The following is a 23947-nucleotide window of genomic DNA, read 5'->3' as shown; positions in this document are numbered from 1 at the left end:
CCCATGAATACTGAACCGAATCCCATTCACCAGCCTGTTTCATCGTCTGACGAAAAAACTTCAGGCGTCAGTCGTCGAGCTGTCTTCGGGGGTGTGGCTGGAGCAGCTGCGCTCACCGGCGCGGTGGCGGGCGGCTATGCCTGGGGAAACCACCAGAACTCATCCGAGGAAACTGTTTCCGACTCCTACGAGTTTTGGGGCGAACACCAGCCTGGAATAGATACCCCTGTGCAAGACCGCCTTCATTTTGTGGGGTTGACGGTCAAGACCGAGAAAGTGGAGCAGCTGGTTAAGCTCTTTAAAGACTGGTCTGAGGCGAGCGCGCGGTTGATGTCGGGGCAACCGGTGGGGGAGGAAACCTCCTATAAAGCGCCGCCGGATGACACCGGTGAAGCGCTAGACCTTTCTGCTTCGCACCTGAGTATCACCTTTGGGCTAGGTCGATCTCTATTTGTTGATGAGCAAGGTAACGATCGGTTCGGTCTGAAAGACCACATGCCCGAGGGTCTCATTGACGTGCCCCATATGAGTGGGGACATGTTGGAAGAGGCTCGTAGCGGTGGTGATTTGTGCATTCAAGCGTGTGCCGATGATCCTCAGGTTGCCGTGCACGCTATTCGTAATTTGGTGCGTATTGCTTCAGGACGCGCGGTCGTTAAGTGGAGTCAGCTAGGGTTTGGGCGCACGTCCTCCACCAGTACCCAGCAGGCAACTCCGCGCAATTTGTTTGGGTTTAAGGATGGTACTGCCAATCTTAAAACTGAAGAGCCGGAGCTTCTTCAAGAACACGTGTGGGTGGATACCCAGGATGAGAAGGAACCTGCCCAGTGGATGGCAAGCGGCTCATATTGTGCCGTGCGTCGAATCCGCATGATGATTGAAACCTGGGATAGGGCGCCTCTTCAGGAGCAGGAAGATATCGTGGGCCGCACTAAAGTCAGTGGCGCGCCGCTTTCTGGCGGAGGCGAATTTGATGCTCCCCAGTTCGACATGCAGGGCAAAAAGGGGCCGATTATTCCGGTTGATTCTCACGTTCGACTGATGCACCCGCAGATGAATGGGGGAGTGCAGATGCTTCGTCGCGGATTCAACTATACGGATGGCACCGATGGTTTGGGCCACCTTGATGCGGGGCTGTTTTTCATAGCCTATGTGCGGGATCCTCGCACTCATTTTGTTCCGCTATTGCGCACGATGATGCGTTCTGATGCACTGAGCGAATACTTACGTCATACTTCAAATGCGTTGTTTGCTATCCCACCGGGTTGCAAAGACGAGAATGATTTCATTGCATCAGGTTTATTCAAAGCGGCGAAAATCGCTATTGATTGAGACGACGGCGTAACGAAACGGCGAAAACTCCTGGTAACGGCGTACTTAAGGTATTTTATAAATCACATACTTATTCAGTTTGTGCAATGAAGCACAACGCCGATATCAGGAGTTCACTGTGTCTATTCCTCCACCTCAGAACCAAAACCCCGGTTATAGCCACGCACCGAGTGATACTCAGGCTATATCCATCGAAAATAACTATCCCGCCACGGGTGCAATCTATCCCCCCGGACAGCATCCTCGTGTGAAGTCCTTACTGTCTCTTACTCTAGGGTCCGCTGCGATCTTCGCCCTCACTCAGATTTTGGGTATTTTTACGCCTGTTCAAGAGTCGGGGATTACGCTGAGCGCCAGTAGCGACTCCGGAGCTTTTCAGACGGATCCCCTCCTTGGCGGTATCTTGGGTCTGGTCGTTGGCCTTGCGCTCTACGCCCTGGTGTACAGCCTAATCAAGAAGGGTAAAAAATCTGGTCGAATCACCGGCATCGTGTTTTGTATCTTGGGCACTATCGGTGCTTTCTTCGGTATCTTTAGTTTGCTCTTTATCGAGATGCCGTGGGGGCTGCTTTCCACCATCGTGTATCTGGCATTTTTTATCGTCAATATTTTCTGGCTGATGCGTGCATTCCACTCTGATACGAAAGCTAACTTGGTCTAACCAAACCCCGCGTGACCTACGAGGGCCTCCTCACCACTTCATCCCCGCCCCAGCGGGGATGAAGTATTTAAGCACGAAAAATATGCTCAAAATATTTGGAATCAATGATGCAACAATGGGTTTCGGTCGATACCCTTAAAGGACAAAACTACGTACTTCAAGCGTTGGGAAAATACAATGGCACCGTCTAAAACTGAATTACTACACGAAAGCGGTTATGGAACTAGTTCGACGTACGGGGACTACAACACCTACCAAGACCAAGGTTTCTCCAAGCAGCAAGACCAGGCAATCAATCCGTTTGCAACCAACGCAGGGTACGCCTTTAGCCCCTCGCCACGTACTCCGAACCCCGCTATCCAGAAATCTCAGTGGGTTTTGTTGGGGTCTGCTCTTTGTTTCGTAGGTGCCATCATCTTGGGATTTACGCAAAATGCTCAAATTGCTGCAAGAATTGGTAACCTATCCTCCGGCGCAGCCATTGCTGCCGGAGTCTGCCAGGTGATTACTGCCCTCTTCCTTTACGGGCTCGTTGCCTATCTCATGAACCGCCGCGAAAATAACGGGCGTATGATTGGCATTGCTTTTTCTCTCATCGGAATCGTGATGGGGATTATTTGGGCAGTCTTCGGTTTTTTCAGCGGAAACATTCTCGGTGTAATTGCGGCAGTACTTTGCTCGGGCGTCGTACTCTTCAACTGCATCTGGCTCTATCAGACTAACCAGCCCAAGCTCCATCGTGGACTGCGTAAATAAAGTTTGAGTTAGCTCATCTTTTGAACCAGTAGGTGGGCGCGAATCGCAAGACTTGCGCCCACCTACTAAACTAGGGAACGAATGAAACTGGGCTCAGCACCCAGCCACCGCGTTAAGAGATGAGTAATTCATGAGCGAATCTTTGCCCCAGAACGCAAATACGCCCGAATCATATCGGATTCTGGCGAATATCAAAGATGTTCTGGAAAGTTCTGAGAACGGGCTCGACACCGTTCGTCAGGCATTTACCGACGAATTTGAACGAGCCAACACAGCAATCAAAGAACATTCAGCTTCTTTCGACGAGCTGAAAGAAACACGTTTGGCATTCTTGGGGGATAAGGGTTCATTTACCCTTGCCAACAAGCAGATGCGCGAATTGAGCAAAGAACACAAAGCTGAGGTTGGCAAGCTCATGGGTCAAGCCCGCGGCCGCCTCACCAAAGCAATTGATGCTCGCACTCACGAACTAGAAGAAGAACGCGACGCTCGCATTCTTGTGGAAGAAGCGGTCGACGTCACCGCAGCATCACCTCGCCGCCCCCTAGGCGGACGCCACCCCTTGGGTATTCTCCAGGAACGCCTCACCGATACTTTCGTGGCGATGGGCTGGGAAGTTGCAGACGGCCCAGAAATCGAATCCGAATGGTTCAACTTCGATTCCTTGAACTTCAAGCCGGATCACCCCGCGCGCGAACTACAAGATACTTTCTTCATCGAACCTGCAGAAGCACACCTGCTCCTTCGTACTCATACGTCTCCGGTTCAGATGCGCTCGTTGTTGACCCGCGAGTTGCCCGTCTACGTCGTCTGCCCCGGTCGCGTGTACCGCACCGATGAACTAGACGCTACCCACACCCCGGTCTTCCACCAGATTGAAGGTCTGGCTGTTGACAAGGGACTGACTATGGCCCATCTCAAAGGCACGTTGAACCACATGGTGAAAGAAATGTTTGGCCCCGAAGCGAAAATTCGCCTGCGTCCTAACTACTTCCCTTTTACCGAACCATCTGCTGAGCTGGACCTCTGGCATCCCGGCGCTAAGGGCGGACCCCAGTGGATTGAATGGGGCGGCTGCGGCATGGTGCACCCCAATGTATTGCGCGCCGCGGGTATTGATCCTGAAGTCTATTCAGGCTTCGCATTTGGCATGGGTATCGAGAGAACTCTGATGTTCCGTAACGATGTTCCCGACATGCACGACATCATCGAAGGCGACATTCGCTTCAGCCAGCAGTTCGGAATGGAGATTTAATAATGCGTATCCCACTTTCTTGGTTGCGTGAATACGCACCGGTCCCTGCAGATGCAACTGCCGAAGACGTCATGGAAACTCTAGTGACCGTCGGCTTTGAAGAAGAAGCTGTTCACCGCCCCACCGATGAACTTTCCGGCCCGATTGTGGTGGGTCAGGTTCTTTCGATGGAACCGGAAACTCACTCCAACGGTAAGACAGTGAACTGGTGCCAGGTTCGGGTTGTTCCTGAAGGGCAGCCTCAGACTCTCACTGGAAAAGGAATCGAAGAATCAGGCGTTCAGGGCATTATCTGTGGCGCCCATAATTTCAAGGTAGGGGACAAGGTCGTTGTTACTCTTCCTGGCGCTGTTCTGCCCGGCGGATTCGCGATTACCGCTCGTAAGACCTACGGGCATAAGTCCGCCGGCATGATTGCTTCGGTACGCGAACTGGGCATCGGCGATGACCACAACGGTATCCTCGTACTTTCAGATATCGGGTTAGATCCAGAAATCGGTACGGATGCTATGGAACTTTTGGGGCTCTACGATCAGGCCGCTGAAGTTAACGTGACACCGGATCGCGGTTACGCCTTTTCAATCCGAGGAATCGCCCGTGAATACTGCCACGCCACTCACACTGAGTTTGAAGATTTTGTATTGGACCTGGCAGAGCGCGCACCTGCTGCAAATAACTCGGGATTGCCTGTCGAAATCTCCGATGAGGCGCCCATCCACGGGAACGTTGGTTGCACACGCTTTGTAGCGCGACAGGTTTCCGGAGTAAATTCCGCTGCACCGACCCCCACCTGGATGTCCTCCCGACTCCGCTTGGCTGGTGTCCGCTCCATTTCGCTTCCCGTTGATATCTCAAACTACGTGATGCTGGAGACCGGACAGCCCCTGCACTTTTACGATGCAGACAAACTGGACGGCGGAATCGTCGTTCGCCGGGCGCGCACCGGTGAAAAGCTCACGACACTCGACGATAAGACTCGGGAACTGAACACCGAAGATTTGCTCATCTGCGATCAGTCAGGCCCTATTGGTCTTGCTGGCGTGATGGGCGGGGCGACCACGGAAACTTCGTCGGACACCACCACCATCATTATTGAAGCTGCTCGTTTCGATGAGGTGTCCATCGCTCGTACCTCTCGCCGCCACAAGCTTTCATCCGATGCTTCAAAGCGTTTTGAACGCGGAGTGGACTTCAAGCTGCAAGCAGCAGCAGCTCAGCGAGCGGTTGACCTTTTGGTTGAACTTGCAGGGGCAACGGTGGAAGAAGGTGTCACCGATTTCAATAACACGGTGGAGAACGAACCCATCGAGCTGCCTACCGGTTACACCTCTGCGCGAGTTGGCGTAGAGTACTCGGAAGCTCAAATTGTTGATGCTCTCACTGAAATCGGTGCCGAAGTAGTATCCTCCGGGGAAAACTTCAAGGTGACAGCTCCTTCGTGGCGACCAGATATTGCCGATAAGGAAGATCTCACCGAGGAAATCGCTCGCCTGGTAGGTTATGACAAGATTCCTTCTACCCTTCCCGTTGCTCCTCCCGGTCGCGGTTACACCGACGAGCAAGTCGCGCGGCGTCGGGTGCTCGATGCGCTTGCCGTGGCAGGTATGACTGAAGTTCAGGCATACCCCTTCGTTGCACAGACTGCTAATAACCTTTGGGCGACTCCCGAGGCGGGGCAGAAGCTTGAGTCTATTAAGCTGGCAAACCCCATTGCTGAGACCCAGGCATGGCTGCGCCGTTCTCTGATGCCCGGTTTGGTAGAGGTACTCAAACGAAACCTTTCTCGTGGCTTCAAGAACCTGGCGATCTTTGAATCGGGGCATGTATTTATTCCCGGTTCTCAGACCGGTTCAACACATATTCCAGGGCTGGGCGCCAAACCTGGTGACGACGTCTTGGCCGATCTCAACGCTGGTATTCCCTTTCAGCCGCGCTACGTTGCCGGTTTGTTTGCAGGAAATGAGCACGCTGAAATGCCGGGAACCACGGCTCGTGCCTACGATTGGCGCGATGCATTGGATGCAGTTCAGCTGATTGCAGATGCAACAGGGGCAGAAATCAGTGTGGTTCAGGGAACGCACCAGGCGTTTCATCCAGGTAGAACGGCAGAATTGCGCAACTCTGAGGGTGAAACCTTAGGATTCGCGGGGGAACTTCACCCCAAGCTACTCAAGGATAACGATTTGCCGGAGCGCACCTGTGCCTTCGAAGTTGATTTCACTCGTATGCTCAACGACAAATCCGACCGGGTGGAGGCATACGGTATCTTCGGTTACCCCGCAACTAACCAGGACGTAGCGTTAATCGTTGACGCTACCGTTCCCGCTGCAGAAATCTCAGCTGCTCTCGCTGAAGGCGCAGGAGATTTGCTGGAAGATATTCGGGTCTTTGACGATTATCGGGGGGTGGGAATCGAAGAGGGCAAGAAATCTGTAGCATTTGCGCTACGTTTCCGTGCTGACGATCGCACGCTCACTGCCGAAGAAGCCTCGGCATCTCGTGAAGCTGCTATTGCAGTTGCTGCCGAACGTTTTGGAGCAGTTTTGCGCGGCTAAAAATCCTTGGATTCTCTTCTTTGAAGGAGGATAGGGCGGTGTTCTTCAACCGAAGAACACCGCCTTTTTTCAGTTATCCCTTGTAGACTGTAGTATTAGCCCCCCAAGCACCTTAAATTTTGGAGTATTTTTATGGTTCACGAACCTCAGGAAATAGACAACGATTCTTTCTTTGAGATGGCAGAAGATGATGTCTATGAAAACGAGGTAGATAATCGCGGACGCTGGTTGACTGTGGCAATGGTGCTTTTGGCAACCATTGTGGCAATTTTCCTCTGCGTTTTGGGAATCCGCCAGCTTTCCGAAGCTAATCAGAACAAGGGATATGAGGACAAGAGCTGGGTCATGAGCGGCACATATGTTGATTTGACTCCTGACCTGCAGACCAAATCTAATGTGGCTATCTATAGCGGCGCGGTTCCTGCAGATGACCAGCTCAAAGAAATTACCTATGTTTCTAACCTGAATGATTCAAAGAAGATTCAGCCGGGTGAGACGGTTCAGTTCCGCGGAACTCAAAACGGTTCGGTTGAGGGCGATTTTGACAAGGACGTCGATGCTCTTCTGGCTAAAACCGGAGATCACCAGGTTGAAGTTGTGCGAACAGGCGAAAAAGGTAGCCTCAAACCCGTTACTTCTTCTCTCGTTTCTCAGCAGCAGATTATGGGCTGGGCGTCGCTGATTGGTGCCGTCGTTGTTTTTGCAGCTGGTGTTTTTGCGGCGATCTTCCTCAACCGTCGCGCTCGTGCTGAGGAAGACCTTGACTAGTCTCATCTAAGGCATGAGCAAGACTTTTCCACGAGTATGCCGCCCTTCAAGATATTCGTGGGCTTGGCTTGCTTGAGTCAGAGGAAAAATTTGATCAATAGTAACAGTGAGCTCTTTGGCCAGAATACGGTCAAAGAGCTCATTCATTCTCCACAGGAATTCAGGGCGGTTGAGCGTGTAGTGAGCCAGGGTGGGACGGGTAACGTACAGCGAACCTAAGGCATTTAGCTGTTGGAGGTCAAAGGGCGGTACTTGCCCGGATGCGCCCCCGAAGAGGACGGCGGTTCCGCGCGTCTTGAGGGTTTTGAGGGTTTGGTCAAATGTTGTTTTGCCTACTGAGTCGTAGGCGACGTCCACACCTTTGCCTTGAGTAATTTCTAGGGTTTCTTCGGCAAAGTTGTCGTAGAAGAGCACATGATCTGCGCCGTGGTTGAGCGCGATGCGTTTCTTTTCTTCGATGGAGACGGTAGTAATAACCGTAGCGCCGATTGACTTGAGTAGTTGAATCGCTATTCCTCCTACCCCGCCTGCTCCTGCGTGGAGGAGAACGGTGTGTTCGGGGTTGACGGCAAAGGTTGAGCGGGTGAGATAGTGAGCAGTCATGCCTTGTAGGGGGAGCGCTGCGGCAATCTCATCTGAAATCTCGTCTGGAACGGCAGCGGCAAATTCTTCGGGTACGGTAAAGAATTCCCCGTAGGTTTGGGTAGCTGAAGCGGTAGTTATTCGATCGCCTACAGAAAATTCGCTCACCTGATCACCCACCGCTTCTACGATTCCGCATGCCTCTCCACCAGGTATGAAAGGGAGCTTTACCGAATAGACGCCGGCTCGTTGGTAGGTTTCTATAAAGTTGACCCCGGTAGCGCGCGTTTTGACTAACAGTTCGTGGGCGCCAGGAGGGGGCACAGGAGCTTGCGATGGGCGCAGGACGCTCGGGTCTCCAGTTTCTTGGACAAGGACAACGTTTTGAGTCTGTGAAGTATTCATGTGTTCTAGACTACTCCAGCACCCTAACGGTTTGAGTATGCACGCAAGAAAAAGGAATATTGATATAAACGCCAAAATATATGAATAAATATGTTTATATTCGTATAAATGTGCGTTATGGTGGCTCCATGACACTTTCAGTTGCAGTCTCAGGTGCCACCGGGTACGCAGGTGGCAAAGTTCTTCGTTTGCTCACCTCCCACTCCGAGGTAGACGTAAAAACTGTGTGCGCCAACAGCCAAGCAGGTCAACGACTGGGAGAAATAGCACCGCACCTGCGAAAGTATTCGACGATGGTGTTGCAGGAAACTACTGCGGACGCTTTACGGGGGCACGAGGTCGTCTTTCTCGCCCTACCGCACGGTGCATCGGGAGAACTAGCCGCAGAACTCAGTGAAGATACACTGGTCATCGATGCAGGGGCCGACTACCGACTCATCAACGCTGCTGACTGGAAGCAGTACTACGGCACTGAATACGCAGGGTCATGGCCCTACGGGCTGCCTGAGTTCACCTTTCCTAGGGGTCAGAAGCAACGGGAAAATCTAGAAAACACGAAGCGCATTGCAGTGCCAGGTTGCTATCCCACCGCAAGTATTCTTGCGTTGCTGCCGGGGTTTCAGGGGCAGCTACTGGAGGTGGACGACGTCGTTATCGTAGCCGCATCAGGAGTAAGCGGCGCGGGCAAGAGCTTGAAACCTCATTTGTTGGGTTCCGAATCCATGGGATCTATGAGTCCCTATGGGGTAGGTGGAATGCACCGGCATACACCTGGGATTGAATCTACGTCGATTCGAGGAACTTCGCTATGACTGATATGCAAAAATCATTAATGGATCAGTACCACCAAGATCTGCTGGGGGTCTTTGGTGATCCGGGGTTGGTGATTGAAAAAGGAAACGGTTGTCTTCTTGAGGATGTCAACGGCAAACGCTATCTTGATTTGCTGGCGGGAATTGCCGTCAACGCCTTGGGGTATGTCCACCCTATGCGGGTGAAAGCCGTCAATGAACAGGCAAATCGACTAGCTCATATTTATAATCTCTTTACCACGCCTCAGCAGCTTGCTCTGGGTAACAAGCTCTCTGAGCTTTTTAATTCCGCTGAACCCGTTCAAGCTTTTTTCTGCAACTCGGGAACCGAGGCGAACGAAGCCGCCTATAAACTCGCCCGTCGTTTTGCCAACCAGCACGGAAAAAAGACTATTCTTGCACTTGACCATATATTCCATGGACGAACGGTCGGTGCGTTGTCGCTGACGTGGAAGCCTGCTTATCGTGAGCCTTTTGAACCGTTGCCCGCAGGAATTAATCATATTCCTGCAACGATTGAGGCTTTAGAAGAAAACCTCACGGATGATGTTGCAGCATTATTTGTAGAGCCTATTCAAGGAGAAGCCGGAGTGTTGCCGCTTCCCGGTGGCTACCTGTAGAAAGCGCGCGAACTTACCCGTCAGAAGAACGCGTTCCTCATTGTGGACGAGGTACAAACGGGGATGGGCCGCACTGGCCGTTGGTTGGAATGTACCCGCGAACTTGACGCGCAGTCTATGCCCGATGCGATCACCCTGGCTAAGGGCCTTGGGGGCGGGTTCCCTATCGGCGCTTTGCTAGTGAACGGGGCAGAAAATCTTTCGATTTTGCAAGCAGGGATGCACGGAACTACCTTTGGCGGTAACCCGCTGGCATGCGCTGCAGCATTGGCGACTCTCTCGGTGATTGAAGAAGAGAATCTACTGGCATCAGCTCAGCATCTGGGTGACAGCGTGCGAGCGCACATTGAAAAAGTAGTAGGGGTAGTAAGTACCAGCGGTGCGGGTTTCCTGATTGGAATTCAGCTGGAGTCAGATGCTACAGCATCCGGCGCCCCCTGGCTCCTCGCTGCGTATATATTGCCCGCGAAAAAGGCTTTATCCTCAACGCAACGGATGCGAAAACTTTACGTATTGCCCCGCCCCTGATTATCAGCGCTGCCGAGCTGAGTAGTTTTGCTGATGCTCTGGGGTCAATTATCGCTGAAGCCGCGGCGTCCTAAGCAAATAGATTTTGTATGCATATAGTGCATAAATATCGCTACCTAGCCTTATAATTATTGAGAGTGCCGATTCATAAACTAATTGGTGCATGTATAAACAGGAGAAAATCATGGTTCGACACTTTCTGAAAGACACAGATCTCACGCCCACGGAGCAGGCTCGCGTGCTGCGTCTAGCAGCAGAGTTTAAAGCTGATCGGTTTTCTCAGCAACCGCTTAGTGGCCCCCAAACAGTTGTGGTAATTTTCGACAAGACCTCCACTCGAACTCGCGTCTCATTTGCCACGGGAATTACTGAAATGGGGGGTTTCCCGCTGGTGATGGACTCGGGTGAATCCCAACTTGGTCATAAAGAATCTATTGAAGATACATCTCGGGTACTTACTCATATGGCCTCTGCTATTGTCTGGCGAACTTCCGCGCAGGAAGGGCTGGAAAAGATGGCGGCACATGCAACAGTGCCTGTCGTTAACGCACTTTCTGACCGATATCATCCCTGCCAAATACTTGCAGACCTTCAAACCATGCAAGAAAATCTAGGTGATTTGAGGGGCAAGACTCTGGCTTACCTGGGCGATGCAGCCAACAACATGGCGCACTCCTACCTGCTGGGGGGAGTGACGGCGGGAATGAACGTCCATATTGCTGGTCCTGCCGATTATCAACCCGATTCAACCGTTGTTCAGGAAGCACATCAGCGGGCTGGAGAAACCGGCGCCACCATTCTCATCACCGATAGCCCCGAGGAAGCACTGCAGGGAGCCGATGTTGTCATTACCGATACTTGGATATCAATGGGGCAAGAGGAAGAAAAAGGTCAACGCGAAAGCATCTTCCGCCCCTATCAAGTAGATTCCGGAGCAATGGCTCAGGCGAACGATCATGCAATCTTTATGCACTGCCTACCCGCCTATCGAGGCTTCGAAGTCGCCGCTGACGTCATAGACGGCCCCCAATCAGTGGTGTGGGACGAAGCCGAAAACCGGCTACACGCCCAAAAAGCACTTCTCACATTTTTACTTGAAGAATCAATTACCCGATAATAATAAAAAATCACTTCGCATACGAGGAACAAATAGATGGCAATCCCTTCCACCAAAACCGCGAGGCAAGCGCGCATCGTAGACCTGCTTTCCAGCCACCGAGTGCGCTCGCAAGCAGACCTTGCGCAATTGTTGACCAACGACGGCGTCAAGGTCACTCAAGCTACGCTTTCCCGAGATCTTGTAGAAATTGGGGCAGAACGCGTACGGGACGAAAAATCAGGTCTTATTTATGCTGTGCCTAATCATCCGGTCCGTCGCTCATCATCAGATGGTATTGATGCCCGTATGATTTCTCTCTTCAAGGAACTTCTCATCACAGCTGAAGCTTCGGGCAATCTCGTTATTTTGCGCACGCCCCCGGGTGCCGCACAATTTCTCGCGTCATCCATTGATCAAGCAGGAATCGACCGTGTTCTCGGTACTATCGCGGGCGACGACACTGTCATGGTTATCACTCGCGCCGCCATGGGAGCAGAAGAGATGGCGGAGCAATTTCTTGAATGGGCCGCGTAAATGTGGAGCCTACCGTAGGAGGTTGCATCGCACCATTGGGTTCCTTACCGTTCCTATCGGCTCTACTTCCCGGCTAACAGTTCTTTCATGCGTGGCAAATTGAAAAAATCAGCAACCTCTGCAGGGGTTTGGTGGCCTAGCTGAGGGTCTGCGCCGGCGTTAAGCAAGATCTTGGTGATTTCTTCATTATTGCGGAAGACTGCGCAGACCAGTGGGGTCTGTCCACGGTCATTGAGTGCATCCATATTTGCTTCTCGGCTTAGTAAGAGCTCCACCAGCTGAGTGTGCTCATGATAGGCGGCAAGGATGAGAAGCGAATCCCCTTTGGCGTCTGTAAAATCTACAGGGATTCCCTGGTCGAGTAGTGAGGTTAGCTTGGCAAGGTGGCCGGCCCTTACTACATCAAAGATGGCATTGAGGTACTCAATTTCTTCATCGCTGAGTTCAAAACTTGTTGATTCAACTGGCATGTGAAACCTTTCCATTCCCTTATTATGAGTAAATCATAATAAGGAAATTGATGCAATAGCCTGTATAAAATAAGCCCATAACGGCATAAGATGCTGACACCTATTTCGCTCGGCAGAATCCAGCGAATATTTGAAGAGGAGAAACGGTGGCACTTTCTAAGTCATTCCAGTTCAATCTTGCCCATCTTCTGGAATCTTCGTCTTCAGAATCAACCGCGCTGGTTACAGGTGATGTTGAGATGTCCTATCCAGACCTCAAAGCAGCGGTAGGTCAAGCGGGGAAATGGCTGCAACACCTGGGTGTTTGCCCTGGGGATCGCGTTGCCCTCTCCTTACCGAACGTAGTGCAGATGCCTGTCCTTTATTTTGCTGCTCTCAGCATGGGGGCCGTGGTGGTGCCGTTGAATCCTCTACTCAGTACCGATGAGGTCAATTTTCATATAGAGGATTCGGGGGCGCGCCTGCTGATTTGCTGGGATAGCTCCAGAGTCGCCCAAGAGAGTTCAAGCCACCAAATATCTGCGGTTCAACAGATAGAAATAAGTGCTCATACTACTTTTCCCGCCGATGAATCATCAGAAGATGCAGGGGAGTGGACTTCATATGCTGTGGGTAAGAATGATCCTGCAGTAATTCTTTATACCTCCGGCACTACGGGTAAACCTAAAGGTGCTGTGCTGACACATAAGAATCTGCTTTCGAACGCTTGCACCGTGGCAGATTTCTTTGAGTACCGTTCTGATGATGTATTTTTTGGTGGGCTACCGCTTTTCCATGCCTTCGGGCAGACCGTTTCTATGAATGCTGTCTTCGCTGCAGGAGCATCCATTGCCTTGCTTCCAAGGTTTACTCCCGACGCCGCAGCTGAGCTGTGTGAACAGAAGGGCGTTACGGTCTTCGCAGCTGTACCTTCGATGTACTCGGCCCTAGCTGCCTACTGTGAAACACGGGATGTAAGTGGTTTATACGGAAAAATCCGGTTTGGGATATCTGGCGGTTCTCCTTTACCGGCATCGGTGCATTCTGATTTTGCGCGTCTCTTGGCATGCCCTATCTATGAAGGATACGGTTTGTCTGAGACGGCGCCCGTCGTCAGCTTCAACCAAGAACGATTTGGGTTGGTAGTGGGTTCAGTGGGGCGTGCGATTCCTGGAGTCCAAGTTGCGGTGCGGGGGAAGGATGGGCAAGAACTTCCTGCAAATGAGCCCGGCGAGTTATGGGTGCGAGGCGATAATGTGATGGCTGGCTACTGGGGTAATCTCCAGGAAACTGCGAAAGTATTTGACGGCGATTGGTTTGCCACGGGGGACGTGGCCCGTATCGATGAGCTGGGAAATATCTTCATTGTTGACCGTATTAAAGACATGATTTTGCGGCATGGTTACAGCGTGTATCCGCGGGAGATTGAAGATGTCATGTATTCCCATGCGGGGGTGCGTCTGGTTGCAGTGGTAGGTGTACCGGATGTGCGAGTGGGTGAGGAAATTTGTGCCTATATTGTTCCCAAGGAGGCTCTAAATATAACTGCCCAGAATGCTTTGATTGAGGAGCTGAACACCCTCTGCCGAGAGAAACTGGCGTCCTATAAGTACCCTCGTCAATTTCGGGTCGTGAAAGATTTACCGCTGGGTCCCACGGGGAAAATCCTGAAGCGGGAGCTGGCGCAATAGTATGAGTTTCCTTGAAGATGAAGAAATTTGGGCTCACTTCGGTCACTCCAACTTGCATAATTATTGATTCATGTTAATAATTATTTATAACCAATTTTTTTGTTTGCCTAGGCAGACCACGAAAGGATGACGATGAAGGATCGCGTAGTACTTGCATATTCAGGTGGTCTAGATACCTCCGTAGCAATTGGCTGGATTGGCGAGGCCACAGGAACAGAAGTTATTGCGGTTGCTGTTGACGTAGGACAGGGCGGCGAGGATCTTGAGACTATTCGCCAGCGCGCTCTCGACTGCGGCGCCGTCGAAGCATATGTGGCAGATGCCCGCGATGAATTTGCTAGCGAATACTGCATGCCCGCGCTGAAGGCGAATGCCTTGTATATGGATGCATATCCGCTAGTTTCTGCGGTATCGCGTCCCGTCATCTCTAAGCACCTGGTGAAAGCTGCTCAAGACTTCGGGGCAACTACCGTAGCTCACGGTTGCACAGGCAAGGGTAATGACCAGGTTCGTTTTGAGGTCGCCATTCAGACTCTCGGCCCCGACTTGAAGTGCATTGCACCCGTTCGCGACCTTGCGTTGACTCGTGAAAAGGCAATTGGGTATGCAGAGAAGAATAATTTGCCGATTGTAACCACAAAGAAGAATCCCTTCTCTATTGATCAAAACGTCTGGGGGCGCGCGGTGGAAACCGGGTTCCTCGAAGACATCTGGAATGGCCCGAGCAAGGATGTCTACGACTACACTGATGATCCAACTTTCGCGCCGGCTCCCGATACCGTCGTCATTACCTTCAAAGAAGGTATTCCGGTAGCTATTGATGGTCAGGCTGTATCACCGCTTGAGGCGATTCAGCAGATGAACCATCGTGCCGGCGCACAGGGTGTTGGTCGTATCGATTTGGTAGAAGATCGCCTAGTAGGTATCAAATCCCGTGAAATTTATGAGGCACCTGGCGCGATGGCTTTGATTGCTGCGCACAAGGAACTTGAAAACGTCACTATTGAGCGCGAACAGGCTCGTTTCAAGAAGACTGTGGGTCAGCGCTGGACCGAGTTGGTGTATGACGGTCAGTGGTTCTCCCCTCTGAAGAAGTCTTTGGATGCGTTTATCGATGACACTCAGAAGATGGTCAATGGCGAGATTCGCATGGATCTGCATTCAGGACGCGCAGTTGTCACCGGACGTCGTTCAGATACCTCTCTCTACGATTTCAACTTGGCGACTTACGATGAAGGCGACAGCTTCGATCAGTCCCAGGCAAAGGGATTCATTGAACTGTTTGGTATGTCTTCTAAGGTTGCATCTTCGCGCGATCAGCGGTTGGGCAAGTAGGACTGTGGGCGGGCTGGTTGCAGTCCGCCCCTGTAATTTCTAGTGGTTTTTTCTCCAAGTTTTTAGGGTCTTTGTATGTCTTCTCATGAAAAACATGGCACAAATTCTGGTGCTTTGTGGGGCGGTCGGTTTGTCGGCGGCCCTTCGGATGCTTTAGCTGCGTTGTCGAAATCTACCCAGTTTGACTGGCGGCTGGCGCCTTACGATATCGCCGGTTCACGGGCTCATGCTCGCGTGCTCCAACAAGCTGGTTTGCTTACCGACACTGAGCTTTCGGGGATGATTTCTGCCCTGGATCAGCTGGAAGCTGATGTTCGCGATGGTTCTTACACTCCGGCAAACTCAGATGAAGATGTGCACGGATCATTGGAGAAAGGTCTCATCGAACGTGCGGGGGCTGAGCTGGGCGGCAAATTACGCGCTGGTCGTTCGCGTAATGATCAGATTGCCACCTTGGGGCGCATGTATCTGCGCGATCATGCCTCCATCATCGCCTCTGGCGTCTTAGACATGATCGATGCACTGGTTGAACAGGCTGAGGCTCATCCTTATGCGCCGATGCCTGGGCGTACTCATTTGCAGCACGCTCAACCTATCCTTTTGTCCCATCAGTTGCTGGCGCACGCCTGGGCATTGAGCCGAGACGTGGAGCGATTGCGTGATTGGGACGCGCGTGCTGCGGTTTCGCCCTATGGTTCTGGCGCGTTGGCTGGCTCCTCCTTGGGTCTTGATCCAGAGGCTGTAGCTGCGGAATTGGGTTTTGAATCAGCGACTTTTAATTCGATCGACGGCACGGCGGCTCGGGACGTTTATGCCGAGTTTGCTTGGGTAGCGGCCATGATTGCTGTGGATCTTTCTCGATTTGCCGAAGAAGTGATTCTGTGGGCAACCAAGGAGTTCTCCTTTGTGAAGTTGCACGATTCGTTCTCGACCGGTTCCTCGATTATGCCGCAGAAAAAGAATCCTGATATCGCAGAGCTTGCTCGCGGTAAAGCCGGTCGACTCATTGGCGATTTATCAGGATTGCTTGCAACTCTGAAGGCTCTTCCGCTGGCTTATAACCGCGATTTGCAGGAAGATAAAGAGCCGGTTTTCGATGCTATTGATCAGCTGGAAGTTCTTTTACCGGCAATGTCTGGCATGATGTCCACTCTCACCTTCAATACTGAGCGTTTAGCTGAGTTAGCACCCCAGGGGTTTGCACTGGCAACCGATATTGCCGAGTGGTTGGTTCGCCAAGGCGTACCTTTCCGCGTGGCTCACGAACTTGCCGGTGAAGCAGTTCGTGTTTGCGAAGAAAAGAACTGCGAACTGTGGGATCTTTCAGATGAAGATTTCGCTTCAATCTCTGAGCATCTGACCCCGCAGGTTCGCGAGGTCTTGACAGTTGAGGGTTCTTTGAATTCTCGTTCTGCTCAGGGAGGTACTTCTCCTAGCGCAGTGGCAGAGCAACTAACGGCGTTGAAGAAGGTACTGGCAGAGCTTAAAGATTTTGCCGAGCGACCTGCAATAGTCAATAGCTAACTCATTTCTAAGGCCCGCCTGTTCTTCTCGGAGAGCAGACGGGTTTTGCGTGTCAGAGATTGTTCCGAGCTCGCAGGCTCCTGCTGCGCGTATAATTTTTGAAGGATTCTTTGACCATTTATAAAAGCAATCACCGTTTTTCGGTGTGAAAGTTTTACCCGCGATGATTTCAGCAGACCTTCAAAACCTTTCCATTCGAGACGCCGTGCCCGCAGCGTGCGCGCAAATTCAGGACTTTCCTAAGCCGGGAATCTTGTTCTACGACGTCACTACTCTCTTTGCTAATCCGCAGGTATTCCGCCGCTGCATCGATGAACTGACCGAACGTTTCGCAGGAACTTTTGACATCGTAGCCGGTGTGGAGGCTCGTGGATTCCTGCTCGCTTCTGCTATTGCCTATAGTGCAGGAACCGGTGTAATGACTGTTCGCAAGGCAGGTAAACTCCCTCGCGATACCTATACCAAGGAGTACGAGCTGGAATACGGTTCGGCTGCAATCGAGATTCACCGGGATGATATCCCTGCCGGTACGCGCGTTTTGATTGTGGATGATTTGCTGGCAACCGGCGGTACCCTTGCTGCTGCAGTGAACCTTATGGACCAAGCGCAACTGAAAGTCGCGGGTGTGGGAGTACTCCTCGAGCTAGAGGGGCTAGGCGGTCGTGAAGCAATTGGACCGCATCTGGTTGAGTCTTTATCTATTGTCTCTGAATAAGTTTTCCCACCCTTAACTTTTGAAGGGCACCCGCCCTATTTCCAAGCGGCCTTTTGACGCGTAAACTAGAACGTCTCAGTTTTAAATTTAGAGAAAGAAACGTGCGTGACTGATCATAATTCGGAGAATGCTCGAGGCCCGGTATCCCCGGTTGATTCTGAAGCTGCTGAGGCCGCTTATGCTCAGGCATTGCAGTTGGAGCGGGACTACGTCAATCGGTTGTATTTACGTCTGGACGAGATGCGTGAAGATACCGATGCCAAGCTCAAAAATATTCGGCGTTCGCAAACAATCGGCACGCACCAGAATCGTTCGGAACGAGACGCGTATGCCAGCCACTACGAGGATAGGTTGGCGCAGCTCAACGCTGTAGACCACCGGTTAGCGTTTGGTCGGCTCGATCTTGACGATGAAACGACCCGATACATCGGGCGTATCGGTTTGGCCACCGAAGAACACGAGCGTCTTCTCATTGACTGGCGCGCGCCGGAGGCTGGCACTTTTTATCAGGCAACGGCTTTTGACCGGCAGAATGTCCGCCGCCGCCGTCATTTGATGCTGGAAAAGCGCAATGTGGTGGGAATCGAAGATGATGTTCTTGATTCCACTATGCTTGATACTGAGGACAATTTGCACGGCGAGGGCGCTCTTCTCGCTGCGCTCAATCGCAAGCGTACCGGTCGTATGGGCGATATCGTTGCAACTATTCAGGCGGAGCAGGACAAGATTATTCGCGCTGATTTGCCTGGTGTCCGCGTTGTTCAGGGCGGCCCGGGTACGGGTAAGACGGCGGTTGCTTTGCATCGTGCGGCCTATTTGCTCTATACCTTTCGTGAGCGGTTGAACAAAGCTGGTGTTTTGGTCGTCGGACCTAGCGCTTCGTTCATGTGGTACATCGAGCGTGTTCTGCCGTCCTTGGGCGAGACTGGCGTTGTGATGACATCCCTGGCGTCGCTTTACCCGGGTTTGCGCGCGGTTCCAGAGAACGATCCGCAGGTCGCCAGACTCAAAGGCGATCTTCGGATGGTTCGTGCTATCAAGCGTGCGGTGAAAGACCGCGAAAAGCGCATCAAGGAACCGACGCGATTGACGGTAGATTCCACCGAACTCATGCTCACTCCAAAAATGGTTGATTATGCGCGGGAGAAAGCACGTTCAACCGGAAAGCCCCATAATGAGGCACGCGAGACTTTTGTGAAAATTCTGATCCGGGACTTGGGTCAGCAACTGAACGAAAAACTGGATGAGGCTGCTGGCAGGCAGGTAGATCGGCCGCATATTGAGGACGATGTCCGTGAATCAATGGATGTGCGTCGGGCTTTGAATCTGGCGTGGATGCCTATCTCTCCGGAGACTCTATTACGCTCGCTATTTTCCAAACGCGAGTATTTAGATTCGGCGTTGCGGGAGTTTACTGACGCGGAGCGTGATTTGTTGGTCCGCCCTGCGTCTGCTCCTTTCACCGAGGCGGATGTTCCGCTGCTTGATGAAGCTGCTGAATTGCTCGGTGATTTTGGAAAGATTACCGGTGCTGCGGCAGCCGCTCGCGCGGCGGCGGAGCATAAAGCTAACCTGGAGAATGCTCGCAAAGCGCTGGAAAATGTGCATTATGAGCTAGAAGATTTTGGCGTCGATGGTGTGATTACCGCCGAGCAAATTGCTTTTTATAACGAGACGGGTGCTCAGCGCATGACGGCGGCTCAGGCAGCTAAGTCAGATCGCACCTGGGCGTATGGGCATGTGGTGGTCGATGAGGCTCAAGAACTCTCACCGATGCAGTGGCGGCTTCTCTTCCGTCGTTGTCCCATGAAGTCTTTCACTATTGTCGGAGACATTGCTCAGGCGTCTTCAGCAGCTGCTTCTCATTCTTGGCAGGACGCGTTGGAGCCGTTCGTGGGGGAGCGTTTCGAATTAGATACGCTCAGCGTCAATTATCGAACCCCCGCTCAGATTTCTGATGCGGCTGTTGCCGTGGCGCAGGCGGCTGGTCAAGATGTATCAGCCCCGCGAGCTGTTCGAGAGGGGGAGTGTCCACCCTTCCTTATACATGTTGAATCTGAAGATCTTATCTCTACTGTTGTGGATAAGGTAACGGAAGAAGTTCGGTTTGCTGCCGGAGGCTTGATCGGTGTCATTGCTGCTCCAGAAAAATTTGCTCAGGTGGCTAATGCGGTAGCACGAGCACATCGGGATAAGACCGGTACATCGCAGACCGCCTTGGAAAATCAGATTTTGGTACTCACTCCTTGGGAGGCAAAAGGGCTTGAGTTTGATGTGGTTATTATCGTCGAACCCAATGATTTAGTGAGGGCAGCTAATGGCTCTATTGGAGACTTGTATGTTTCGATGACTCGTCCGACTCAGCGCCTGTACCTGATTGGGGCCGAGGAATTTCCCTCAGGATTAGAGTCTTAGCGGCTCAGACCGCTAGTGATAGCGACCTGGTAGTTTGTACCTTAGTAATGAAGTAAGCACGTAATGCTAATGAATGGAGAAAGAGTGTCAACCAGCATTCTTGAAACGCAGCACAATGATGATTCTTTCGAGAACATCTGGCAGGAACTCAAGTGGCGCGGTCTGGTGCATGTGAGTACCGATGAAGCTGCACTGGAAAAGGCTCTTTCTGAAGAATCGGTGAACTTCTATATTGGGTATGATCCCACGGCGGCTTCACTTCATTTGGGTCATTTGGTGCAGTTGCTGACGATGCGTCGTCTTCAGCTGGCTGGTCATAATCCCTTCGGGCTGGTGGGTGGTGCTACCGGTTTGATTGGTGATCCTCGCCAGACATCAGAGCGAGTTCTTAATTCTCGTGATGTAGTTGAGGGGTGGGTCGAAAAACTGCGCGGTCAAATTGAGCGCTTCCTTGATTTCAAGGGCGACCATGCTGCTCAAATGGTGAATAACTTGGAGTGGACGTCGGAGCTATCGGCTATTGACTTCTTGCGGGAGATTGGTAAGAACTTCCGTGTGGGAACCATGGTGAAAAAAGAGATTGTGGCAAAGCGCCTGAACTCTGATGAGGGTATTTCTTACACTGAGTTCTCTTATCAAATTCTGCAGGGTAACGATTACTTAGAACTTAATCGCCGGTACGGAGTTACTTTGCAGTGTGGTGGCTCGGATCAGTGGGGCAACCTTACCTCCGGTACTGAGCTGGTTCGTAAGGTCGAAGGTGCGCACGTTCATGCATTGGGGACACCACTCATCACTAATTCTGATGGGACTAAGTTTGGTAAGTCTGAGGGCAACGCCATCTGGCTTGATCCGCAGATGTGCACCCCCTATGCCTTCTACCAGTTCTGGCTCAATACTGCCGACGCCGACGTCGCTGATCGCTTTAAAGTCTTCACCTTCAAGACTCGTGATGAGATTGCTGAAATCCAGAAGTCAGTTGAAGAGGAACCTTACAAGCGTTTGGGTCAGAAGACTTTGGCCTACGAAGTGACCGCTTTGGTCCACGGCGTGGAAGCAACTGAAAAGGTTATTGCTGCTTCAGAGGCACTCTTTGGTAAGGGACAATTGGCAGATTTGGATGAGGACACTCTGGTTGCTGCAACAGCTGAGTTACCGCATGCTGTAGTGACTCCGGACCAGCTAGATATGATTACGGTTTTGACTGAGACTGGTCTTTCTGAATCGAAGTCAGCAGCACGACGAACTTTGAAAGAGGGCGGTGCTTCAGTCAACAACGTAAAGGTACAGGGCGAGGATTCTGCCATTGCAGCTCTGGAGCTACTTCATGGCAAGTATGCGGTAGTTCGTCGAGGAAAGAAGAACATGGCAGTAGTAGAAGTTCGGAATTCCTAACCGTTCTAACTCTCTATACGCTGTGAAAAGCCGAAATCAGACCTTCAGGTCTGATTTCGGCTTTTTTATTAGGAATGTCAAGGTATTTTGAGTGAAACAGATTACTGATATACGCCACAGTGTTGTCTAATGGACGTTAAAAACCCCTGATTTACTAGGTAAAACATCTCTCGGTAGAAAGATGAGTATTCAATAAACGACAGTTATGTGAGCCAGCTCTATCAAGCTGGAGTTGCGGGGGTGTTGTGGAGTGTGTAAAGTAGTACGAGTCGCCGGGGCGAGGGAGTGAAAGAATCTCCTAGTCAGACGGTGGTTCGGATAAGTTTATAGGGTGTTTTTCTTCGGGTTTGTGGCTGGTTTTGCTGGTTGCTCTGATTGAAAGAATGTGGTGTGTTTCACGGTTGTTCGTGTTGCATGGTCGCTGGACACCTGGTAAGCTAGACGAGTTGCCCCGATGAGGGTAGCGAAAAATGTAAACAAGATGTTGACTGACGTTCTGCAGTTGCCACGGTATGAGTGGTGTGATTGGTTCGTGTGGTTTGTTGTTTGAGAACTCAATAGTGTGCTTTGTTCAATAAATGGCCTCCTTTTCTCATAAATATTGGGGAGGCTTATTGACTGAAACTGATACCAAATATTTATATGTATTTTTGAATACCTTTTGGTTATCAGAATGACAGCTTGAAGCAGTGATGAGTCACCGTACCCCGTGTGGCGTTTGAATCATTGTTTCGTTTTTATTTTGAGATCAGGTTATTCAAGCTTTTTTGTTTTCTAACGGAGAGTTTGATCCTGGCTCAGGACGAACGCTGGCGGCGTGCTTAACACATGCAAGTCGAACGATGAAGACTGGTGCTTGCACTGGTTGGATTAGTGGCGAACGGGTGAGTAATACGTGAGTAACCTGCCTTTGACTCTGGGATAAGCCTGGGAAACTGGGTCTAATACCGGATATGACAAGGAACCGCATGGTTTTTTGTGGAAAGGGTTTGTACTGGTTTTAGATGGGCTCACGGCCTATCAGCTTGTTGGTGGGGTAATGGCTCACCAAGGCGACGACGGGTAGCCGGCCTGAGAGGGTGACCGGCCACACTGGGACTGAGACACGGCCCAGACTCCTACGGGAGGCAGCAGTGGGGAATATTGCACAATGGGCGCAAGCCTGATGCAGCGACGCCGCGTGAGGGATGACGGCCTTCGGGTTGTAAACCTCTTTCAGCAGGGAAGAAGCGAAAGTGACGGTACCTGCAGAAGAAGCGCCGGCTAACTACGTGCCAGCAGCCGCGGTAATACGTAGGGCGCGAGCGTTGTCCGGAATTATTGGGCGTAAAGAGCTTGTAGGCGGTTTGTTGCGTCTGCTGTGAAAGACCGGGGCTTAACCCCGGTATTGCAGTGGGTACGGGCAGACTAGAGTGCAGTAGGGGAGACTGGAATTCCTGGTGTAGCGGTGAAATGCGCAGATATCAGGAGGAACACCGATGGCGAAGGCAGGTCTCTGGGCTGTAACTGACGCTGAGAAGCGAAAGCATGGGGAGCGAACAGGATTAGATACCCTGGTAGTCCATGCCGTAAACGTTGGGCACTAGGTGTGGGGGACATTCCACGTTTTCCGCGCCGTAGCTAACGCATTAAGTGCCCCGCCTGGGGAGTACGGCCGCAAGGCTAAAACTCAAAGGAATTGACGGGGGCCCGCACAAGCGGCGGAGCATGCGGATTAATTCGATGCAACGCGAAGAACCTTACCAAGGCTTGACATATACTGGACCGCCTCAGAGATGGGGTTTCCCTTCGGGGCTGGTATACAGGTGGTGCATGGTTGTCGTCAGCTCGTGTCGTGAGATGTTGGGTTAAGTCCCGCAACGAGCGCAACCCTCGTTCTATGTTGCCAGCACGTTATGGTGGGGACTCATAGGAGACTGCCGGGGTCAACTCGGAGGAAGGTGGGGATGACGTCAAATCATCATGCCCCTTATGTCTTGGGCTTCACGCATGCTACAATGGCCGGTACAAAGGGTTGCGATACTGTGAGGTTGAGCTAATCCCAAAAAGCCGGTCTCAGTTCGGATTGGGGTCTGCAACTCGACCCCATGAAGTCGGAGTCGCTAGTAATCGCAGATCAGCAACGCTGCGGTGAATACGTTCCCGGGCCTTGTACACACCGCCCGTCAAGTCACGAAAGTTGGTAACACCCGAAGCCGATGGCCTAACCCTTTTGGGAGGGAGTCGTCGAAGGTGGGATTGGCGATTGGGACTAAGTCGTAACAAGGTAGCCGTACCGGAAGGTGCGGCTGGATCACCTCCTTTCTAAGGAGCTCAACTTTTTGGTTGGCCGCTTTCGCATACGAGTGTTATGTGGGTGGTTTGCTCATGGGTGGAATATTGGTTTTGGTTGTTGGATGAGGCGCATTGTTGGGTTTTGAGGCTGCAAGCTGTTGTTTGTTGTCTTGTTTTTGCCTGGCGCATTGGATGGTTCGACTGTTGTGGTTGTTCTTGATGGTGTGGGTGGGTTGTTGTTT

At 51.8% G+C, this 23947-nt stretch carries 16 protein-coding genes, 1 rRNA gene and 2 pseudogenes; 17 read left to right on the top strand and 2 right to left on the bottom strand.

The annotated features are described in order from the left end of the window. Nucleotides 1-3 precede the first annotated feature (3 nt). The 6 genes from efeB (at nucleotide 4) to IDM48_RS07740 (ending at nucleotide 7327) form a co-directional block, all read left to right on the top strand. Nucleotides 4-1332 carry an iron uptake transporter deferrochelatase/peroxidase subunit gene (gene efeB, locus IDM48_RS11645; protein ID WP_068168102.1) on the top strand — a complete coding sequence of 443 codons (1329 nt, stop codon included), beginning with the start codon at nucleotides 4-6 and terminating at the stop codon, nucleotides 1330-1332. Nucleotides 1333-1450: 118 nt separating this feature from the next. Further along, the gene (locus tag IDM48_RS07760) at nucleotides 1451-1993 is read left to right on the top strand and encodes a hypothetical protein (protein ID WP_190616822.1); all 543 of its coding nucleotides are present in this window, start codon (nucleotides 1451-1453) and stop codon (nucleotides 1991-1993) included. A gap of 177 nt (nucleotides 1994-2170) precedes the next feature. After that, nucleotides 2171-2749 carry a hypothetical protein gene (locus IDM48_RS07755; protein ID WP_068168109.1) on the top strand — a complete coding sequence of 193 codons (579 nt, stop codon included), beginning with the start codon at nucleotides 2171-2173 and terminating at the stop codon, nucleotides 2747-2749. A gap of 130 nt (nucleotides 2750-2879) precedes the next feature. After that, the gene (pheS, locus tag IDM48_RS07750; protein ID WP_145174948.1) at nucleotides 2880-4004 is read left to right on the top strand and encodes a phenylalanine--tRNA ligase subunit alpha; all 1125 of its coding nucleotides are present in this window, start codon (nucleotides 2880-2882) and stop codon (nucleotides 4002-4004) included. A gap of 2 nt (nucleotides 4005-4006) precedes the next feature. Then, complete coding sequence (gene pheT, locus IDM48_RS07745) at nucleotides 4007-6559, top strand: phenylalanine--tRNA ligase subunit beta (protein WP_190616821.1); 2553 nt, start codon at nucleotides 4007-4009, stop codon at nucleotides 6557-6559. A 132-nt stretch (nucleotides 6560-6691) separates the two neighbouring features. Further along, a complete protein-coding gene (locus IDM48_RS07740) occupies nucleotides 6692-7327 on the top strand; it encodes a hypothetical protein (protein ID WP_190616819.1) in 636 nt (211 codons plus the stop codon). 6 nt (nucleotides 7328-7333) lie between these two features. On the opposite strand, the gene IDM48_RS07735 is transcribed toward IDM48_RS07740, so the two are convergent. Further along, a complete protein-coding gene (locus IDM48_RS07735) occupies nucleotides 7334-8314 on the bottom strand; it encodes a quinone oxidoreductase family protein (protein WP_190616816.1) in 981 nt (326 codons plus the stop codon). Nucleotides 8315-8442: 128 nt separating this feature from the next. On the opposite strand from IDM48_RS07735, the pseudogene IDM48_RS07730 reads away from it, so the two are divergent. From IDM48_RS07730 to IDM48_RS07715, 4 genes and pseudogenes are all read left to right on the top strand, one after another. Continuing rightward, nucleotides 8443-9096: pseudogene (locus IDM48_RS07730) on the top strand (NAD(P)-binding domain-containing protein); the annotation flags it as partial. Between the two features lie 26 nt (nucleotides 9097-9122). Next, nucleotides 9123-10274, top strand: a pseudogene (locus tag IDM48_RS07725) (aminotransferase class III-fold pyridoxal phosphate-dependent enzyme). A gap of 184 nt (nucleotides 10275-10458) precedes the next feature. Next, nucleotides 10459-11391 (top strand): ornithine carbamoyltransferase, encoded by a 933-nt coding sequence (argF, locus tag IDM48_RS07720; RefSeq protein ID WP_190616813.1) that lies wholly within the window; start codon nucleotides 10459-10461, stop codon nucleotides 11389-11391. 36 nt (nucleotides 11392-11427) lie between these two features. Then, the gene (locus IDM48_RS07715) at nucleotides 11428-11907 is read left to right on the top strand and encodes an arginine repressor (protein WP_190616811.1); all 480 of its coding nucleotides are present in this window, start codon (nucleotides 11428-11430) and stop codon (nucleotides 11905-11907) included. Between the two features lie 62 nt (nucleotides 11908-11969). On the opposite strand, the gene IDM48_RS07710 is transcribed toward IDM48_RS07715, so the two are convergent. Then, nucleotides 11970-12377 carry an ankyrin repeat domain-containing protein gene (locus IDM48_RS07710; RefSeq protein WP_190616809.1) on the bottom strand — a complete coding sequence of 136 codons (408 nt, stop codon included), beginning with the start codon at nucleotides 12375-12377 and terminating at the stop codon, nucleotides 11970-11972. A gap of 146 nt (nucleotides 12378-12523) precedes the next feature. Between IDM48_RS07710 and IDM48_RS07705 the strand changes: the two genes are divergently transcribed. The 7 genes from IDM48_RS07705 (at nucleotide 12524) to IDM48_RS07675 (ending at nucleotide 23735) form a co-directional block, all read left to right on the top strand. After that, the gene (locus tag IDM48_RS07705; RefSeq protein WP_238397932.1) at nucleotides 12524-14047 is read left to right on the top strand and encodes a long-chain-fatty-acid--CoA ligase; all 1524 of its coding nucleotides are present in this window, start codon (nucleotides 12524-12526) and stop codon (nucleotides 14045-14047) included. 132 nt (nucleotides 14048-14179) lie between these two features. Then, complete coding sequence (locus IDM48_RS07700) at nucleotides 14180-15382, top strand: argininosuccinate synthase (protein ID WP_190616807.1); 1203 nt, start codon at nucleotides 14180-14182, stop codon at nucleotides 15380-15382. A gap of 75 nt (nucleotides 15383-15457) precedes the next feature. Continuing rightward, nucleotides 15458-16906, top strand: coding sequence for an argininosuccinate lyase (argH, locus tag IDM48_RS07695; protein ID WP_190616806.1), 1449 nt, complete (start codon nucleotides 15458-15460; stop codon nucleotides 16904-16906). 163 nt (nucleotides 16907-17069) lie between these two features. Then, a complete protein-coding gene (locus IDM48_RS07690; protein ID WP_190616804.1) occupies nucleotides 17070-17621 on the top strand; it encodes an adenine phosphoribosyltransferase in 552 nt (183 codons plus the stop codon). Nucleotides 17622-17726: 105 nt separating this feature from the next. Next, the gene (locus IDM48_RS07685) at nucleotides 17727-20036 is read left to right on the top strand and encodes a HelD family protein (RefSeq protein WP_420803871.1); all 2310 of its coding nucleotides are present in this window, start codon (nucleotides 17727-17729) and stop codon (nucleotides 20034-20036) included. Nucleotides 20037-20120: 84 nt separating this feature from the next. Continuing rightward, entirely contained in the window at nucleotides 20121-21431 is a 1311-nt protein-coding gene (tyrS, locus tag IDM48_RS07680) for a tyrosine--tRNA ligase (protein ID WP_190616802.1), read from the top strand. 774 nt (nucleotides 21432-22205) lie between these two features. Further along, nucleotides 22206-23735 (top strand): 16S ribosomal RNA (locus IDM48_RS07675). Nucleotides 23736-23947 lie beyond the last annotated feature (212 nt).

It is taken from the genome of Rothia amarae (assembly GCF_014705945.2).
GTDB classification, from domain to species: Bacteria; Actinomycetota; Actinomycetes; order Actinomycetales; family Micrococcaceae; genus Rothia; species Rothia amarae.
This window is presented reverse-complemented; position numbering and strand designations above follow the sequence as displayed.

Bases quoted from the DNA above. Each gene is read 5' to 3' on its own strand.
- IDM48_RS07700 (WP_190616807.1), top strand. From the start codon at position 14,180: ATGAAGGATCGCGTAGTACTTGCATATTCAGGTGGTCTAGATACCTCC.
- argH (WP_190616806.1), top strand. From the start codon at position 15,458: ATGTCTTCTCATGAAAAACATGGCACAAATTCTGGTGCTTTGTGGGGC.
- IDM48_RS07735 (WP_190616816.1), bottom strand. From the start codon at position 8,314: ATGAATACTTCACAGACTCAAAACGTTGTCCTTGTCCAAGAAACTGGA.
- IDM48_RS07740 (WP_190616819.1), top strand. From the start codon at position 6,692: ATGGTTCACGAACCTCAGGAAATAGACAACGATTCTTTCTTTGAGATG.
- pheT (WP_190616821.1), top strand. From the start codon at position 4,007: ATGCGTATCCCACTTTCTTGGTTGCGTGAATACGCACCGGTCCCTGCA.
- IDM48_RS07690 (WP_190616804.1), top strand. From the start codon at position 17,070: ATGATTTCAGCAGACCTTCAAAACCTTTCCATTCGAGACGCCGTGCCC.
- efeB (WP_068168102.1), top strand. From the start codon at position 4: ATGAATACTGAACCGAATCCCATTCACCAGCCTGTTTCATCGTCTGAC.
- IDM48_RS07715 (WP_190616811.1), top strand. From the start codon at position 11,428: ATGGCAATCCCTTCCACCAAAACCGCGAGGCAAGCGCGCATCGTAGAC.
- pheS (WP_145174948.1), top strand. From the start codon at position 2,880: ATGAGCGAATCTTTGCCCCAGAACGCAAATACGCCCGAATCATATCGG.
- argF (WP_190616813.1), top strand. From the start codon at position 10,459: ATGGTTCGACACTTTCTGAAAGACACAGATCTCACGCCCACGGAGCAG.
- IDM48_RS07755 (WP_068168109.1), top strand. From the start codon at position 2,171: ATGGCACCGTCTAAAACTGAATTACTACACGAAAGCGGTTATGGAACT.
- IDM48_RS07710 (WP_190616809.1), bottom strand. From the start codon at position 12,377: ATGCCAGTTGAATCAACAAGTTTTGAACTCAGCGATGAAGAAATTGAG.